At 41.4% G+C, this 17,164-nt stretch carries 19 protein-coding genes; all 19 read right to left on the reverse strand.

The features are described 5' to 3' along the window. Window positions 1-102: 102 nt before the first annotated feature. The 19 genes from C1I38_RS03595 to C1I38_RS03680 all read right to left on the reverse strand — a co-directional run bounded on the left by C1I38_RS03595 (window position 103) and on the right by C1I38_RS03680 (window position 17,136). Window positions 103-447 carry a twin-arginine translocase TatA/TatE family subunit gene (locus tag C1I38_RS03595; protein ID WP_119774611.1) on the reverse strand — a complete coding sequence of 115 codons (345 nt, stop codon included), beginning with the start codon at window positions 445-447 and terminating at the stop codon, window positions 103-105. Further along, window positions 448-1,221, reverse strand: coding sequence for a twin-arginine translocase subunit TatC (gene tatC / locus C1I38_RS03600; RefSeq protein ID WP_119774610.1), 774 nt, complete (start codon window positions 1,219-1,221; stop codon window positions 448-450). Between the two features lie 56 nt (window positions 1,222-1,277). Next, a complete protein-coding gene (locus C1I38_RS03605) occupies window positions 1,278-2,306 on the reverse strand; it encodes an FAD:protein FMN transferase (protein WP_119774609.1) in 1,029 nt (342 codons plus the stop codon). A 49-nt stretch (window positions 2,307-2,355) separates the two neighbouring features. Next, complete coding sequence (locus C1I38_RS03610) at window positions 2,356-2,538, reverse strand: twin-arginine translocase TatA/TatE family subunit (RefSeq protein ID WP_119774608.1); 183 nt, start codon at window positions 2,536-2,538, stop codon at window positions 2,356-2,358. A gap of 418 nt (window positions 2,539-2,956) precedes the next feature. Then, window positions 2,957-4,324: a reductive dehalogenase gene (locus tag C1I38_RS03615; RefSeq protein WP_119774607.1), complete on the reverse strand. Its 1,368-nt coding sequence runs from the start codon at window positions 4,322-4,324 to the stop codon at window positions 2,957-2,959. Window positions 4,325-4,341: 17 nt separating this feature from the next. Beyond that, window positions 4,342-4,656 (reverse strand): dehalogenase, encoded by a 315-nt coding sequence (locus tag C1I38_RS03620; protein ID WP_119774606.1) that lies wholly within the window; start codon window positions 4,654-4,656, stop codon window positions 4,342-4,344. 319 nt (window positions 4,657-4,975) lie between these two features. Beyond that, on the reverse strand, window positions 4,976-5,119 hold the full coding sequence (locus C1I38_RS13985) for a hypothetical protein (protein ID WP_165904894.1): 144 nt from the start codon (window positions 5,117-5,119) through the stop codon (window positions 4,976-4,978). 18 nt (window positions 5,120-5,137) lie between these two features. Beyond that, entirely contained in the window at window positions 5,138-6,307 is a 1,170-nt protein-coding gene (locus C1I38_RS03625) for a uroporphyrinogen decarboxylase family protein (RefSeq protein ID WP_165904895.1), read from the reverse strand. Between the two features lie 3 nt (window positions 6,308-6,310). Next, window positions 6,311-6,949 (reverse strand): cobalamin-dependent protein, encoded by a 639-nt coding sequence (locus C1I38_RS03630; RefSeq protein ID WP_119774605.1) that lies wholly within the window; start codon window positions 6,947-6,949, stop codon window positions 6,311-6,313. Window positions 6,950-7,161: 212 nt separating this feature from the next. Then, window positions 7,162-8,532, reverse strand: a complete 1,371-nt coding sequence (locus C1I38_RS03635) for a reductive dehalogenase (RefSeq protein WP_119774604.1) — start codon at window positions 8,530-8,532, stop codon at window positions 7,162-7,164. Window positions 8,533-8,580: 48 nt separating this feature from the next. Then, window positions 8,581-9,993 (reverse strand): reductive dehalogenase, encoded by a 1,413-nt coding sequence (locus tag C1I38_RS03640; protein WP_119774679.1) that lies wholly within the window; start codon window positions 9,991-9,993, stop codon window positions 8,581-8,583. Window positions 9,994-10,010: 17 nt separating this feature from the next. Further along, window positions 10,011-10,322 carry a dehalogenase gene (locus C1I38_RS03645; RefSeq protein WP_119774603.1) on the reverse strand — a complete coding sequence of 104 codons (312 nt, stop codon included), beginning with the start codon at window positions 10,320-10,322 and terminating at the stop codon, window positions 10,011-10,013. A 246-nt stretch (window positions 10,323-10,568) separates the two neighbouring features. Then, entirely contained in the window at window positions 10,569-11,282 is a 714-nt protein-coding gene (locus C1I38_RS03650; RefSeq protein ID WP_119774602.1) for a Crp/Fnr family transcriptional regulator, read from the reverse strand. A 416-nt stretch (window positions 11,283-11,698) separates the two neighbouring features. After that, on the reverse strand, window positions 11,699-13,066 hold the full coding sequence (locus tag C1I38_RS03655) for a reductive dehalogenase (RefSeq protein ID WP_119774759.1): 1,368 nt from the start codon (window positions 13,064-13,066) through the stop codon (window positions 11,699-11,701). Window positions 13,067-13,080: 14 nt separating this feature from the next. Next, the gene (locus C1I38_RS03660; RefSeq protein WP_119774767.1) at window positions 13,081-13,389 is read right to left on the reverse strand and encodes a dehalogenase; all 309 of its coding nucleotides are present in this window, start codon (window positions 13,387-13,389) and stop codon (window positions 13,081-13,083) included. A gap of 264 nt (window positions 13,390-13,653) precedes the next feature. Further along, entirely contained in the window at window positions 13,654-15,075 is a 1,422-nt protein-coding gene (locus C1I38_RS03665) for a reductive dehalogenase (RefSeq protein WP_119774758.1), read from the reverse strand. A 13-nt stretch (window positions 15,076-15,088) separates the two neighbouring features. Continuing rightward, window positions 15,089-15,397 carry a dehalogenase gene (locus C1I38_RS03670; protein WP_119774757.1) on the reverse strand — a complete coding sequence of 103 codons (309 nt, stop codon included), beginning with the start codon at window positions 15,395-15,397 and terminating at the stop codon, window positions 15,089-15,091. Between the two features lie 190 nt (window positions 15,398-15,587). After that, on the reverse strand, window positions 15,588-16,289 hold the full coding sequence (locus C1I38_RS03675; RefSeq protein ID WP_119774756.1) for a Crp/Fnr family transcriptional regulator: 702 nt from the start codon (window positions 16,287-16,289) through the stop codon (window positions 15,588-15,590). Window positions 16,290-16,446: 157 nt separating this feature from the next. Next, entirely contained in the window at window positions 16,447-17,136 is a 690-nt protein-coding gene (locus tag C1I38_RS03680) for a Crp/Fnr family transcriptional regulator (RefSeq protein WP_131929267.1), read from the reverse strand. Window positions 17,137-17,164 lie beyond the last annotated feature (28 nt).

Below are 17,164 nucleotides of genomic sequence, written 5' to 3' on the forward strand. Positions count from 1 at the left end.
TTTCGGTCTAATGAATGAAAGTTGGGCTGGAATCATAAAAAGATGGCCCCAGCGCAAGACAGGGATCATCTTCTAAGTGCATCATACCTTTTAAATTATCCTTCACATGGGGTCGGCTTCATTGGTTCCATCATGTTTTACAGCTGTCTCATTATCCTCAGCTTTTTTCTCTGCTCCCCCATCATTGCTCTGTAACACATTTGTGTCTTCCTTTTGTTTAGGTTCTTCTTGGGAAACCTTTTCTTTTGGGGATGTATCTTTTAAGCTGTCCATTATCGTGTCACTCTGCATACTCATCGTATTTGTAAATTCTCTTGTTAATTCATTCATTATCTTGCGACCTTGTCTAACCATTTTTCCAATTGTTTTTGCAATTACGGGCAAATCATCGGGGCCAAAAAGAATCAAGGCGACAAATAAGATTAATGCAATTTCTGTTAAACCCATTTAAATCACCTCTTCCTCTTCTCGCTTCAGCATTTTTGTTCTTCTTCTTACTACAATATACCCTACCCAAATACTGATTTCATAGAGAAGATACATTGGACCGATAATCAAAACCTGGGTCATCAGATCGGGTGTTGGAGAAAGAACAACAGCCAATATCACAATCACAAAAAAGGCCCATTTTCTATATTTTGCGAGAGCCTGAGGAGATACGACGCCTATTCGGATTAACAATATCAATACAATGGGTAGCTGGAAAAACAATCCAAAGCTGAGCGCCAAAGTGAAAACAAAATTAATATAGGAAGACTTGGTGACAAATGGTGTTGTATCGATTGCCCCTATCCCTGCCAAAAGTAGAAACTTTAAGCAGATAGGCAGCACAAATAAAATAACAAAAGCTGCGCCTGCAAAAAAAAGAAGAAGAGATGAAGGAAAGATGAAATAGAGATACTTTCGTTCATTCGATTTCAAAGCAGGCAGGATAAAACTCCATAACTGCCATATGATGATGGGCAAAGCCACAACTACACCCAAAATGAGTGATACTTTTAACTTGACCATTAACGGTTCCATCGGTGTTGTCGTTATAAAATGCACCTCACTGAGACCGGCCATTGGTATCGCCAGGAAACGAAATGCATAATCACTGAACACCCATCCCAGTATTGCTCCGATCGCAATCGCATATGCAGAAAATAAAAGCACTTTGCGCATTTCTTTAAAGTGGCCAAAGAAAGACATTTCGTCACTTTGCTTCTTCCTACGTTGCACAGTACAAACCCCTTTCTTTTCCTGATCTAATTAAAACTAATTCTTCCAAATACGGTCTACTCAGGAGTCTCTGGTTTAAACATTTCTTTCATTTTATCGGATAATACCATCTTGCCGTCAGTATCAATGATCAGGCCCCATGCGTTATTCTTTTCGATTAATTGCAGGCCCTTTTCAGGACCTAATACGAAAGCTGCTGTAGCCAAAGCATCCGCCATTGTCGGACTCTTCATGACGACAGTACAACCGCTGACCCCTTTTGAAGGGTACCCAGTACGAGGGTCAAGAATATGACTGTATTGTATTCCATCAACAGTAAAAAACCGTTCATAGTTACCTGATGTATCGATTGTAAGATCCTCTAATTCAACATAGCCAATGATTTGTTCTTTGTTTAAAGGATCCCTAATTCCGATGTGCCAAGGCTTGTTTCCGTCTTTCTTGCCTATGACATAAATGTTCCCGCCTGCCGATACCATCCCTGATAGAATATTACGGCTCTTAAATGTCTCTAATGCTTTGCTTACAGCGTAACCCTTAGCAATTGCTCCTAGATCTAAACTCATTCCCTTTTTAACTAAAAAGACGGTCCTTTGTTCTTTATTCAAAATTACTTTTTTGTAATCAACAAGTTGAATTGTTTGAGAAATCTGTTCCTGCGATGGTACAAATTTGTCAGAACTATCCCTTTCTCCAAATTTCCATAATTTAGCTAAAGGGCCAATCGTCGGATCAAAAGCGCCATTGCTTAAATCCGCAATTTTCAAGGACTGTTCAATAACATCAAAGGTTAATTCCGATACTGCGACAGGTTGTTCTCCTGCATGAATATTGATAGCGTATAGCTCACTATCAGGCGAGAACTTATTAAGTTTGGAATCTAGTTCTTTCATAATGCCGAGAGCTTCAACTACTGCCTTCTTTGCTCCCCAGCCATGAGCCTCAACATATACTTCTGTGTCAAAAAACAATTTGCTTTCTTGATAATTAACATTACGTTGATAATACGCATAACCTTGCCAAGACGATATAACAATAATGGCCAATAGAAACAAAAGTATCTTAAAGCTCTTTTTATGATACATGCTGACTTATCCTTCATTTGCATTAAAATAACATTTCTATCGCGTTATGCTATGCCTCTTTTATTGTTTCACTCTCTTCCTTTTGGCCATCAGAAGCATTCCTGAATTCCTTGATACCCCCGCCTAAAGCTTTTCCTAATTGGGGCAGCTTTCCTGGTCCAAATATAATTAGGGCGATGACCAAACCTACGACAGCTACGGTTGGGGTAATCATTCCAAAAATTGATTGCATTTTTATCTCCTCCATTTTATATAATTAGTTTGGACTCACAAAAAATTAAGAATTTCCTTGCTTATAGATTATCTCTAGATATAAAGTATTATTCAATATATCCTAAAGTAAATAATAATTGTTTGTAGAGTTAGTGTCAATATTCGTCCACCAAAAGCTCCTAAAAACCATCTAGCTGTTCCTGATGTTAAGCACAAAAAATGATTTAAGAAAGAACGTTTCTTATACAAATGGTTATTCAGATCCCGCATTCTCTATAGGATAGGTTAATTAGGCCCAGATACTAATGACATGGTGCCATCCGCAGCAAATTTATAAAAATGCTGATAATAGTCTGTAAGGGCTATTACCAGCATCACATCGTTTTAGAATTATTCTATTCAGGGGGCCCCAACATTTGACAGAGAACCTTTAATTATTAATGCGTCTGTGGCGCTTGAGCAACCGCTGGATACTTGTACATCTCCGGCCACTCCAGCCACCATCTGTATTTATCGATGCTTTCCGTGCCGTACCCAAACATATCGTCAATTGTTTTCAGCAATTTTGCAGAAGCTTCATTTTTACTTCCAATCCAAGTTCCAGCCTGGTGGAACCAGGAATCCTCCTTGGAGTTCCAGGGACAGACCTTCATGCACCGTCCGCAGGACACTCCGTCTTCGTTGAGTATCCTGAATTCTGCACATTTTTTCATGTCGCTGTTCCAACGCAGGTATCCGTTGTACTCCACAAGATCCGAATCATACGTAATGGATTGGTTCGGACAGTTTTCAGCACATTTTTTACATACTCTGCAGAAATCCTGAAGGCCAAAGTCAATTGGTTTGTCGGGTGCCAGCGGCAAATCGGTGGTAACAGCAGCAACTTTATGCCGAAACCCCAAGCGGGGATGAATTGAACAGTCACCGGTACGGGAAAGCTCCCCCAACCCTGCTGAAATAACTGCGGGCGGCATGACTGCGTTATAGTTAAACGCATGCTGCGCCCTGGCATTATACCCAAGGCTCCGGATATAGGTAGCTAAAATAACTGCGATGTTCCCGGTTGCATGATAACTCTTCATAGACATTGCACCACTGATTCCGTCATACCCAGTGGATCCCAGCATAGTTTGGAGATTTTGATCGACCATCACGACGATGACGTAAGGCAAGCGTTCTGTTACCGGTATGACACATTCTTCTACAGGTTTGGTCATCAAACCAGCCTTATCCGTAAGCTTTTGGGAATAATAAGCATATTCCGGCATCTTGCCGATACCGACTTCATCAGCGCGCAAAAAATAGGCGGCATCTTTAATATGCTGGGACATTTGTTCCGGATCAGGGATCTCCAGTTTTTGAGGTGATGGCTTTCCTTCAACCGCAGCGGGCGGAGCAACAAACATGCCTGCATTGGCTATTGCCGCTCCAAAAGGATGCCTGAAAAAGAAACTCAAAGACGCCGCTTGTGTCTTTTTATTAGGAAGCATCCCCCTGGTAGCCAGGTTGAATCCCATATCAGCTTCACTGAAATTCTTTACTTTTCCAACAATCTTTGTTGTACCTAACCACTGATCATTGCTCTCCACAAAACGTACTGTCGCGCTGCCATAGTCATGCTCAGGATGAAGTTTTGACCATTGTCCTTTTGCTGCAGCAGTATACTTCAGACTTGCTCCGGCCGCGTTGGCTACTTTGGCAGGAGCTTTTATCGCTCCAATCACTCCCATCGCAGAGGCTGCAACGCCAGCTTTGAGAAAATTCCTGCGGCTTAGCTGAAACTTTTTCTCTTGTCCATCAATCACCGAATTTTCACATCCTATCAAACTTGTAATTCACTTTTATTTCCCGCTTTTTTCACACCAATGAAGCCCAGCAGGCGGGCCTGAACAACAGCAAGAACCACAGAGATTCCCATAAACAGGAATATTGCTGTACTTGTTGCTTTGACATGCCCAACCGATGCATTAATGTAGATAAAAGAAATTCCCATCCAGGTAATCCCATACCAGATAACAAACAAGGCCCAATTCACTACTGTTTTCCACATTTGTTCCTTTTTAGCGCGGGGCTTAATAAATAAAATACCGGCTAAAAATAATACGCCTGCTAAAAAGATTAAGAATGTACCCATCATTTTCACCTCCCTTTTCATGATTCAGTTGTGATGACTATAAGTACATTGTATTAAATGATTTTATTGGAAGTTTAGTTATACAACTAAAACGATACATCTGGAAAAAATTTTTTATTATAAATATCAGCCAATACTAAAAGTATAACTGCTAAAACAAATGTCTGTTCTCAGGCTTACTAACATAGCTGTCGACAAATGGAACAAAATAGAGTAGGGCATATCGTAAACGTTTATTGGAAAACGTTTCGCGACACGCCCTAAAAAACAGTGTGTCATATGATTCTAAAACTAGTTTGATAGGCTTCGCATTTTCTTTGTTCTAAAAGATTGCCAGCATAAACAAATAGCTAAAAACCATTTCCTGTCCCATATCCCAACTCATTCCAATAGCGGGATCTTGGTCTGTAAGTTCCGGGTGCTGTTTAAGTATTTCATTCCAAGAGATCAATAATTTATCTTCCATTGCAAAACCCACCTCCTATTAATAAATACCATACTCCATAACAAATTTATTTACGGCGATAATGTTTTCTGATTTGCCATCCTGTGCTGCAATCAGCTCCCTGTCGGTGGCAAAAATGTATCCGCCGCCGGGGGCCATTATATCCAATATTTCCTTGGCCTTGGCGATACATTCTTGTTCAGTTCCATATTGCAGTAAAGTCGCCGGGAAAAGTCCAACAATGCACATGGTATCTTTCAAACTTTGCTTAATTTCTTTGAAATTTGCATGTTCAAACCAGCCAAATGATTTCTTCGCCGGCAATTCTTGAAGATGATCGTAATAGCGTGACCAGTCGCCTTCATAGAATCCAAGAACACAGACGTTTTGAGCAGCAAAAAAGTCCATCATCTTTTTAAAGGCCGGCCAGTAAAACTTGTCAAAATCCGTCCGTTTTATCATGGTTGGCAAATGCATCGGGAGAAAAAGCACTTTGGGGGTCGCTTTCGGCGGCGCCATATGAACCTGTCCCATACCGAACCTCAATATAATAGGCAGTAAGGCTTCAATCGCTTCTAAGACTTCCTCCGGGCGGCGGCGCATGTCCCCGAACATTCCTTTAATACCGCGGTACATATCCGCAATTAAATCCATCGGGTGAATAAGTAAGCCATCCCCTAAGAGAGGCATTCCCTGTTGAGCAAGCACACCCGTTATTCCCCCCGATTTTGCTCCATAAATTGCAAAGTGCATGGCGCCTCTGGCCAAAGCCACGTCTTTCGCGGGAGAAGACTTCGCCAATTCGGCAAATTTTCTTGGTAAAATCTTTTCAACAATGAATCTTAACGGATCTATATTAAATTCGGGATATTCGTCTTCGCTCATTATCCCGGCTTGTTCGTCACTATACTGGATAATATTATCTTTACTTAAATAGTTATAACTTTTGCTTCCCAGCGACTGAAGCAGAACGGCAGGCCTGTTAGACACCATATGAAGCATATCTACCGGAATATCATTGGCTACTTTCACAATGGCTTTCGCGCATTTATCCAGATCAATATCGATTTGGGCCGGCGTATAACCTCCATAGTAGGCGCACCATGTCCCATAAGTGCCTAACACAGGAACACGGTCGGCTTGTTCCAAATTTATTGTCTTGAAAATACGGTTTGAACGTTCTTGATACGGCATCATTACGTTGCTCATGATTTATTCCACCCACCTTTGACAAATTTTTACGCCTTCAGCGGCGTTTGTCGAAAAGGCGTCCGCACCTATGCTTTTACAAACGTTCTCATTAACGGGTACGCCGCCGATAATCACCTTAACTGAATTTTTAAGGCCTGCTTCATTAAGCGCATCAACCGTTTCTTTCATACTGTCCAGCGCCAAGGTGAGTACGCCGCTTAATCCGACAATATCAGGGCTAACCTCTTTTACCTTGTCCACGATCTGGCTGACCGGAACATTGATCCCCAGGTCGATTACCTCGAAGCCTGCGGCTTCTACCATGGATCTGAAAATATTTTTACCGATGTCATGAAGGTCTCCGGAAACGGTGGCCAGGACAATTTTCCCGCCTTTTGCTGAGGACCCTACGCTTAAAGCCGACTTGAGCTTGTCCATGACGTTTTGCAGCACTTCTCCGGCGAAGACTAAGTCCCCGATAAAGTACTCGCCCGAATCATAACGCTCACCCACGAGCGTCATACCTTGCTGACAAGCTTTAACAACTTCTTGAGCTTCGGCGGCGTTATCGTCTTTGCTTAGTACTTCATCAATCGCCTTGTTTAACACGTCTTCGTCCAAATCGGACATCGCTTGAGTCAGTACTTTCAAATCCACCACTTTCAATCATCCTCCTTTTAATTCCTCTTTGATACTGGTTAGCTCCTACAGTTTTGCCTCGTAATGGTATCTCATATGTCTATACATGCAAAATATATCAGAACTTTTTATATTTTGATAAGCTGTTGCCAACGAATTATTAAAATTTGTTGGCAGCAGTCGCTAATAGCACCTATTTACTGACGAATTTTTAACTTCCCGCATCCGGCGACTTAATGTTTAAAGACAGGTCCTGAAAGATCGGGGGGTGTATACTTATACAATTCGGGCCACTCCAGCCACCATTTATATCTCTCTATCTGTTCCGTTCCATACCCGAACATATCGTCAATTGCTTTCAGCAATTTCGCAGAAGATTCGTTTTGACTGCCTATCCAGGTTCCCGCCTGGTGGAACCAGGAATCCTCCTTGGAGTTCCATGGGCAAACCTTCATGCACCGCCCGCAGCCTTGACCGTTTTCGTTAATTATTCTGAGTTGCGTACAGGTATCACTATTCAGGTTCCATCGCATATATCCGTTGTACTCGGTCTGATCCGTATCCGTCGAAATTGATTGGGTCGGACAGTTTTCCGCACATTTTTTACATACCCTGCAGAAATCCTGGATCCCAAAATCAATCGGTTTATCAGGCGCCAGTGGCAAATCAGTGGTTACAGCAGCCGCTTTATGCCGGAATCCCAAACGGGGATGAACTGTACAATCACCGGCACGGGACATTTCCCCTAAGCCTGCAGATATGAGAACCGTCGGCATTACTACTTCATAATTGACAAAATGACTTGCCCGGGCATTATATCCAAGAGCACGGATATAGTTGGCCAAAATGACAACAATGTTTGCGACCGCATGATAACCCCTTAGTGACTGCGAGCCGCTAATCCCATCATATCCAGTCGACGCCAGCATGGTTTCCAAGTGTTGGTCAACTATCACCGCGATGACATAGGGCAGCCGTTCCGTTACCGGTTTAACACATTCTGACACCGGTTTGCTCAATAACCCGGGAACGTCAACAATCTTCTCCGAATAATATCCAAACTCAGGCATTTTTCCGATAGCGACATCGTCAGCGCGCAAGAAATAGGCAGCATCTTTCATATGTTGTGACATTTGCTCAGGATCAGGTATCGGTAATTTTCTTGGGGCGGCCGGTCCTTCAACTACAGGGTCCGGCCCTACTAAAGAAACTGTCATCAGCTGTGCCAATGGAAAAGGATGCGCAGGAAGCGCCAAAGACGCAAGCTGTATCCGGGGATCTGGGAGCAACCCCCTGGTAGCACGATTAAATCCATTATCTGCTTCACTGACATTTTTGATTTTCCCAACTATTTTTGAGGTACCCAGCCACTGATCATTGCTTTCTACATAACGTACCGCAGCACTGCCGAGGTCATGTACCGGATGCAGCTTGGACCATTGCCCTTTTACTGCAGCAGTATACTCCAGACTTTCTCCCGCCGCATTCGCCGCCTTGGAAGGTGCCTTGATTGCTCCAAGTACGCCCAAGGCCGTGGCTGCAGCACCGGCTTTGAGAAAATTTCTGCGGTTTACGTGATAACTCTTTCCATCTTCATCACTCATTTTTTTCACTCCAATCAAGCTTGTAGTGTACTTAAACTTTCCGTTTTTTCACTGTCTATTTTTCCCTAATGCCGAAAAAATGGGATCCGGAGGCAAGGGTTCAGTCAAGATGCTTACAGGAGGGATCTTATACAATTCAGGCCACTCCAGCCACCATTTATATTTATTGATGGTTTCTGTGCCATACCCGAACATATCATCAATCGATTTTAATAATTTTGATGATGTTTCATTTTTGCTTCCAATCCAGGTACCAGCTTGATGAAACCAGGATTCCTCTTTGGAATTCCAGGGACAGACCTTCATGCACCGTCCACAGCAAACACCGTCTTCATTACTGGCCCGGAATTCGGCACATTTGTTCGTGTCATTGTTCCAACGCAAATAGCCGTTATACTGACCCATATCACTATCAATGTTGATAGCTCCGGCAGGACAATTTTCCGCACATTTCTTACATATGCGGCAGAAGTCGAGTAACCCAAAATCAATTGGCTTATCCGGTGCAAGCGGCAAATCCGTAGTGACCGCAGCAACTTTATGGCGGAATCCTAACCGGGGGTGAATTGTACAATCGCCTGTACGGGATAGTTCTCCTAATCCTGCGGCTATAATAACAGGCGGCATGACACCGTTATAATCCACAGCATAATTTGCCCTGGCATTATAACCAAGATTCCGAATATATTGGGCTAAAATAGCGGAAATAACCCCAGTTGCGTGATAGCCCCTAAAGGACTGAGAAATGCTGATCGCGTCATAACCTGTCGAAGCAAGCATTGTCTCCAAATGCTGGTCAACCATAACCACGATTGCATACGGCAGGCGTTCGGTCACCGGCCTTACCAATTGTTCTCTGGGCAACTCCACGTACTGTCTTCCCGGAAAAGGCGGATAAATACATTTGGTATCATAGTAGGCATACGAAGGCATCCTGCCTATACCTACATCATCAGCCCGCAAAAAATAGGCAACATCCTTAATGTGTTGTGACATTTGCTCAGGATCAGGAATCTCCATTTTCTTCGGGGCAGGAATGCCTTCCAGAAAACCTGCCACCATACCGGCTCCCATGATGATTGCACTGCCAAAAGGATCCTTGGTATTCATGTTATAAAGCCCCAATTGACCCCTTTGACTGACTTTCCCCGCGGCAATCTGTTCAAATCCTCCATCGTATTCGCTTGGATTTTTGATTGGACCTATTATCTTTGAGGTTCCCAACCACTGGTCATTATGTTCTACAAAACGTATTGTTGCGCTACCCATGTCATGCACCGGATGCAGTTTGGACCATTGTCCCTTTGCCGCAGGCGTATACTTCACGCTCTCGCCAACCGCACCCGCCGCTACGATGGGTGCTCTCAGAGCTACCGCCGCCCCCAGAACCGCAGCTCCGACACTGACTTTGATAAAATTTCTGCGGCTTACTTGAACCTTTTTTTCTTGTTCGAAAGCCACCATGTTTTCACATCCTATCAAACTTGTAATTCACCTGTACTCCCCGCTTTTCTCACACCAATGAATCCCAGCAGGCGGGCCTGAACAACGGCAAGAACCACAGATATCCCCAGAAACAGGAATATCGCTGTGCTTGTTGCTTTGACATGTCCAACCGATGCGTTCATGTAGACAAAAGAAATCCCCATCCAGGTAATCCCATACCAGATAACAAACAAGGCCCAATTAACTACTGTTTTCCACATTTGTTCACGTTTAGCGCGAGGTTTAATAAATAAAATACCGGCCAAGAATAATACGCCTGCTAAAAAAATTAAGAATGTACCCATCATTTTCACCTCCCTTTTCATGATTCAGTTGTGATGACTATAGGTACATTGTATTTAATAATTTTGAGTGAAGCTTAGTTGTATAACTAAAAACTATACATCTACAAAATATTTTTGCTGAACTGTTGACTGGAAAATTCAATAGAGACACCGGCAATCTGCAATAATACAAAAAAAATACTCCATCTCTCTAATGAAATGGAATTCAAAAAATAATCTGTACAAAATGAATTGTCAAACTTAATTCTAATAAATATATTTATAAATATGCTTCTCATGGGTTAATTCTTTAAGTTTTTCCAGATCATGAATAATTATTTTGTCTTTCTTCTTTTCAATAATTTTTTGCTCCTTTAAATACTTTAATACTTTGGAGACTGTAACATAATGTGCTCCTGTTATCTCAGAGATAAATTGCAATGATAAGTCCATACGTATTTCGTAAGAATCTCCTACCGATATTCCATTGGTAAGATAAAGTCCATTCAGCAATCTTAAGATTCTAATCGTTGGATTGTAAAAGTCTCTTTCTATCGTTTGTCTCATATAATAACTTACTTTGGAAAGACAATTTCTAAGCACTTCAAAGATCATGTCTTCATCTTGACGGAAAATAATTCTGAGATGCTCTTCGAAAAAAAGACATACTTTAGAATCTTCTATGGCAACCGCATAAGCATCATTTTCACTTTCCATCTTATACAAACGACCCAAAATTCCATTTTCTCCTGAAAAATAAATCACTCTTTCCCTGCCGTCTTCCGTCATCAAGTTCAAACTTATCCTTCCGGAAAGCACATAAACCAGCATATAATCCTTACCTCCCGGTAAGATCACATTACTGTCCTTAGCATAGGTTTTTACTACTCCTATATGCGTGAATTCCCTCAGTTTTTCAATCGGATAGAAAGTGTCAGGAATAGCCCTTGCCCCCTCGCATCTTCCATAATCGTATTGCATACGCTTCCTCCTTCCTAATTATTACCATCCCCAGGATTTATTTTGCCACCCACTAAATCCCTCTTGTAATAACAGATACGTCTCGCAACCAAATTCTACACCAGAAAACAATTAAAAACGTAACAATTGAATCTAGTCCGCGCCAGGAAGAACAGATAAACCAAATACCGTACTTAAAAAGCAATACAAAGCAAGTGCATATATTTCACATTATACTTAAATTTATTATACAATTATTTTTGCTATTTTAATTTAATATATAACTAAAACCTTGAGTTTTACACTTTTAGTATTTCCTCTGACAGGTCTGCAATACTCAGAAAAAGATAATTCTTTCTACTATTAGATTAAGTATTACTAAGAGGCACGTTCAATAACGTGCCTCTTAGTAATACTTAGAAATTAAGTTAATTCAATTAACTGGGAATATTGATTTTATAAAGTTCAGGCCATTCCAGCCACCATTTATACTGGGTAATCTCTTCAGTACCGTAACCGAACATATCATCAATGCTTTTTAACAGTGACGAAGCGGCCTCACCCTTGCTGCCAATCCACAAGCCTGCTTCATGGAACCAAGAGTCTTCTTTAGAATTCCACGGACAGACTTTTACACATCTGCCGCAGTTGACACCTTCGTCATTGCCGGCCCGGAATTGAGCGCATTTCTTCATATCGCTGTTCCAACGCATGTAACCGTTTTGTTCCACAGGATCTTTATCGTAACTGATAGCTTGGCTTGGACAGGTTTCTGCACATTTTTTGCAAACCCGGCAGAAATCCAATAGTCCGAAATCAATAGGTTTATCGGGCAAGAGCGGAAGATCTGTGGTGACTGCACCGCATTTGTTACGGAATCCCATTCTGGGATGAGCAACGCAGTCTCCCGTACGGCTGAGCTCACCCATTCCGGAAGCGATAAGAGCCGGCGGAACGGCGAGATCATAGTTGCCAAAGTGATGCGCCCTGGCATTGTAACCTAAAGTCCGAATATATCGGGCCATAATAACCGCAATATTCGCTACGGCGTGATAACACCGGAATGACTGGGATACGGAAATCCCATCATAACCGGTCGATGCCAGATAGGTTTCCAAATGTTGTTCCACTGCAAACGTAATAACATAAGGCAAATCCGGCTCTGTGTTCGGGATCTGATGGATCGGCGTATCCGGCGGAACGATGCCTGCAGGAAAGAGTCCCTGCGGCGGAACCTGCTTAAAGCCGTAATAAGCATACGACGGCATATTGCCGATACCAACTTCATCTGCCCTGAGATAATACGCAACGTCTTTGATATGTTGGGACATTTGCTCCGGATCGGGAATCGGAAGTTTCTCGGCATTCGGGACCCCAATACAAATCTCATCCAGGCTGATTGGCCCTATGGCCCAGCCTATGCCATCTGTTAAGGGATATCTCTTGGTTTGGGTTAAAAATCCCCATCTTGCCTTCTCACCTAATAATCCTCTGAGAGCCAAAGTGAAACCCGAGTCATATTCACTTGACCTTTGAATAGTTCCCACAATCTTACTTGTTCCCAACCACTGGTCGTTATGCTCGACAAAACTTACTGAAGCACCGCCATAATTATTTACAGGACGAAGTTTTGACCATTTTCCCTTTGCTGGCGTATAGTTTAGGGTACTTACAGTCGCATTTGCTATCTTCGATGGAGCTGCAATCGCTCCCATTACGCCCATGGCTGCGGCAGCCACACCGGTTTTCAAAAAGCCGCGGCGGTTTACCTGCCCAGGCAGCTTTTTGCTTTCGGAATCCGACATCAATTTTCCTCCCCTCAAGCCTTTATAGACTCGTTGACCTTCTTTTTCATACCAATAAATCCTAGAACACGGGCTAATACGATGGCCAGTACTACCGAGATCCCACCAAATAGAAAGATAGCTGTGCTTGTGGCCTTGACGTGTCCTACGCTGGCGTTAATGTAAACAAATGATACCCCTATGCATGTTATAAAAAACCAAATAATAAAGGTCACCCAAACAGCCACGGTTTGCCATGTTTTATTTTGCTTAGCTCTGGGCTTAACAAAAAGAATCCCCGCTAAAAAAAGAATACCAGCCAGGAAAATTAACAAAGTGCTCATTTTTTCACCTCCTTTAATCTTGCGAATTGTATCTCTTACACGCTTCATTGTACTCATTATTAAATGTTGGGCATTATCGGCTGTTAATATTTTCTTCGTTGCTACTAAATATTTTTTATCATTGTTAACAAAATGGTCATATCTTATTTTGACAGATTGTATGCCGAAACAGATTGAGTATTTTACTAGGCCTTGAAATATAAGAAGCTGCTGCCAACAAACCATAAAATTGTTGGCAACAGCTTCTTGTTTAGAAAATAGTATCTATTGTTTATCTGCCGGTATTCTGATCTTATACATTTCCGGCCATTCCAGCCACCACTTATATCGGGTGATTTCTTCCGTTCCATAACCAAACATGTCATCAATATTTTTAAGCAATGATGAAGCTGTCTCTCCCTTGCTGCCGATCCATATTCCGAGATCATGGAACCAGGATTTTTCCTTAGAATTCCACGGACAGGTTTTTACACATCTGCCGCAGTTAACGCCTTCCTCATTACCGGTTCTAAATGCTGCACATTTATATGCATCGGTATTCCAGCGCATATAGCCGTTAAATTCAACAGGATCCACATCATAGGTTATCGCTTGGTTTGGGCAGGTTTCGGCACATTTTTTACATACCCTGCAGAAATCCAACATGCCAAAGTCAATGGGTTTATCTGGTAACAAAGGTAGATCTGTCGTAACTGCCGCTACTTTATTTCTGAAACCCATTCTTGGATGCGCTACACAGTCCCCTGTACGGGTAAGCTCTCCCATACCCGCCGCAATTAATAAAGGCCCCATAACTGCTTCATAATTTCCAAAATGATGAGCCCTGGCATGATAGCCTAAGTTACGAATGTATTGTGCCATGACGACAGAAATATTGGCTGTAGCGTGATAACTGCGGAATGACTGCTCAAGGGAAATTCCGTCATACCCCGTTGAAGCCGCATAAGTCTCCCAATGCTGTTCTACAGCAACACAAATAACGTAAGGCATTGACTCCGTAACAGGTACATCTACATAAGGGGTTTCAAGGGTAACAATGCCGGCAGCATAGGCTCCTTCAGGCGGATCCATAACAGCTTTGTAGTAGCCATAGGATGGCATTTTCCCGATCCCTACTTCATCTGCTCTCAAATAATATGCAAGATCTTTGATATGCATAGACATTTGTTCCGGATCAGGAATCGGAAGTTTTTCCGGTTTCGGAGTACCACCTACAATATTTGGTTTGCTTATTTCCTGCGTTGGAAGCATCAAGGCATCCCCGAGAGGATATCTTATCGCCTGCGAAACAAATCCATATTGGGACTTCGTTCCCAGCAATCCTCGAATTGCATATGGAAATCCACCGTCAGATTCATTCGTTCTTTCTACTTTTCCAATAATCTGAGATGTTCCAAGCCATTGATCATTATGTTCTACAAAACGAACTGAGGCACCGCCGTAATCCATTTTCGGCTTTAATTTTGACCATTGGCCCTTTATTGGTGTATAATCCATTTGTTTATATAATGAGTTTCTATACCCGAGATCAATTACAGCGTTTGCCACTCCGGGCGAGCTTGTAATTGCTCCCACCACGCCAAGGGCCGTTGCAGCGGCCCCTGCACTTGCCTTTAAAAAACCCCGTCGGCTTAAGCGTGTTTGCTGATTGGGTTTTTTATTATTTTTTTCCGGAATCTCTGACATCAGTTCTCCTCCTTTAAGCTTGTGTCGTATGGTCTACTTTTTTCTTCATCGTGATGAATCCCAAGATACGCGCTAAGATGATAGCCAGCACCACGGAAATTCCTCCAAATAAGAAGATTGCGGTGCTTGTCGCTTTAACGTGCCCTACGCTGGCATTAATGTAAACAAACGAAATTCCAATCCATGTGATGAAATACCAAACGACAAATAGGGCCCATACCAGCACTGTCTGCCAAATTTTATTTTTAGCAGCGCGCGGCTTGATAAAAAGGATACCGGCTAAAAAAAGGACACCCGCTAAGAAAATCAAAAAAGTACTCATTGTTTTACACCTCCTTTTACCTTCTCGTTAATAATATCTTAATTAATTAACATTGTATTAGATTTAACAAAACCAGACTTAGTCTAGTATAAGAATTTTTCTTTACAGTTTATTTTTTTATAATGGTATAAATAAAAAGAATGCCGACAATGACTTTGTCGACAGTCTAAAAAGCGTCTTTCGGCTGTGTTTAGGTTTTCATCCACTCTTCAATCAAATTTTGTAACCGTGGCAAATCATAAATGATGATCTTGCCTGAATTCTTCTTCAGAATATTCTCTTTTTTCAGATAGCGAAATAATTTACAGATAGTCACAAAATGAACACCGGTTATTTCAGATATTGCCTTCTGCGATACTCTTTCATCAATCTCATAAACATGGTCAACCTGGTCAACTTCTTTTCCCTTCTGACGGCAGAGTTCATAAAGCAACCTTAAGACCCGGACTGATGGTTTATAAATTGCCATTTCTTTAGATTCACGCATAAAATAAGTGCATTTGGATGCATAACATGTAATAAATTCAATAAGAACTTCTTCATCCTGTTGAAATATACTAAGAAGTTGTTCTTTATCGAAGAAGCAAACCGTACTCCTTTCCTCTGAAACAACATGAACAAAACATTCCTCAATGGCAAATAATCGGTCCGCAAAAGTAAAAGGGTCAGCGTAAAACATAAACTTTTGCCTTCCATCATCATTCATAAAGCTAATACCCAATTTTCCCGAAAGCACAAAGACAACTTTATTAATGATCTCTCCAGGCAAAACAATCGTATCTCCTTTGCGATAATTACGTATGACCCCCAAATGCGTATAATTACATAGTTTCAAAATCGGATAAAAATTACCTGGCAGAATACTATAGTGATTGCTTATTACCCTTTCCATTTTTGTCCCCTCCCCGCAAAAGAGTTCCCAAAGCAAATTCTAATAATTTCTTTAATAACCTTTTTTAGCATAGGCTAAGATCTAGCTAAAGTCATAAAAAAATTAATCTATACTAAGTTCTACGTTTTAATATTGAAAAAAACACCGCTGCCGGTGTTTAGTTTTTACTGTTCTCATTGATTATTTCTTTAAGCCTCTCCAAATCATTAATAATAATTTTACTTGTTGTCTTTTGCAAAATATTTTCTTTTTTCAGCCAACTAAATACTCTGCAAATCGTAACAAAATGAACACCCGTTATTTCTGAAATAGCCCTTTGAGATAATTTGACATCTATTTCATAGACGTTATCATCAACTTCTTTACCTTCAGTAAGGCATAATTCATGAAGCAATCGCAAAACGCGAACGGATGGATTGTAAAGGGCCATCTCCTTTGATCCATTCATAAAATGAAAACATTTTGATGAATAGTTCACAATAAATTCATTAAGCATTTCATCATCCTGTTTAAGGATCATAAAAAGCTGCTCTTTGGTAAAAAAACAAATTTTACTTTTTTCTTCTGAAATAACATGAACAAAGCAATTTTCTGACGGAAATAGCCGATCAACGATAGAATATTTCCCGGCTTTGTACATTAATTTTTGCCTTCCGTCATCATTAAGAAAATTTACAGTAAGTTTGCCGGAAATCACATATATTATTCTATTTATCGTTTCTCCAGGCAATACAACGGTTTCTCCTTTTTGATAATTACGGACTACCCCCATATGGACAAAATTCTGCAATCTTTCTATAGGATGAAAAGAATCTGGGATAAGTTGCTCTTTCAGAGTTTCCTTCATAATTATTCACCCCTTTAAAATATAAATA

This window comes from Dehalobacter sp. 12DCB1, assembly GCF_004343605.1.
GTDB lineage: Bacteria > Bacillota > Desulfitobacteriia > Desulfitobacteriales > Syntrophobotulaceae > Dehalobacter.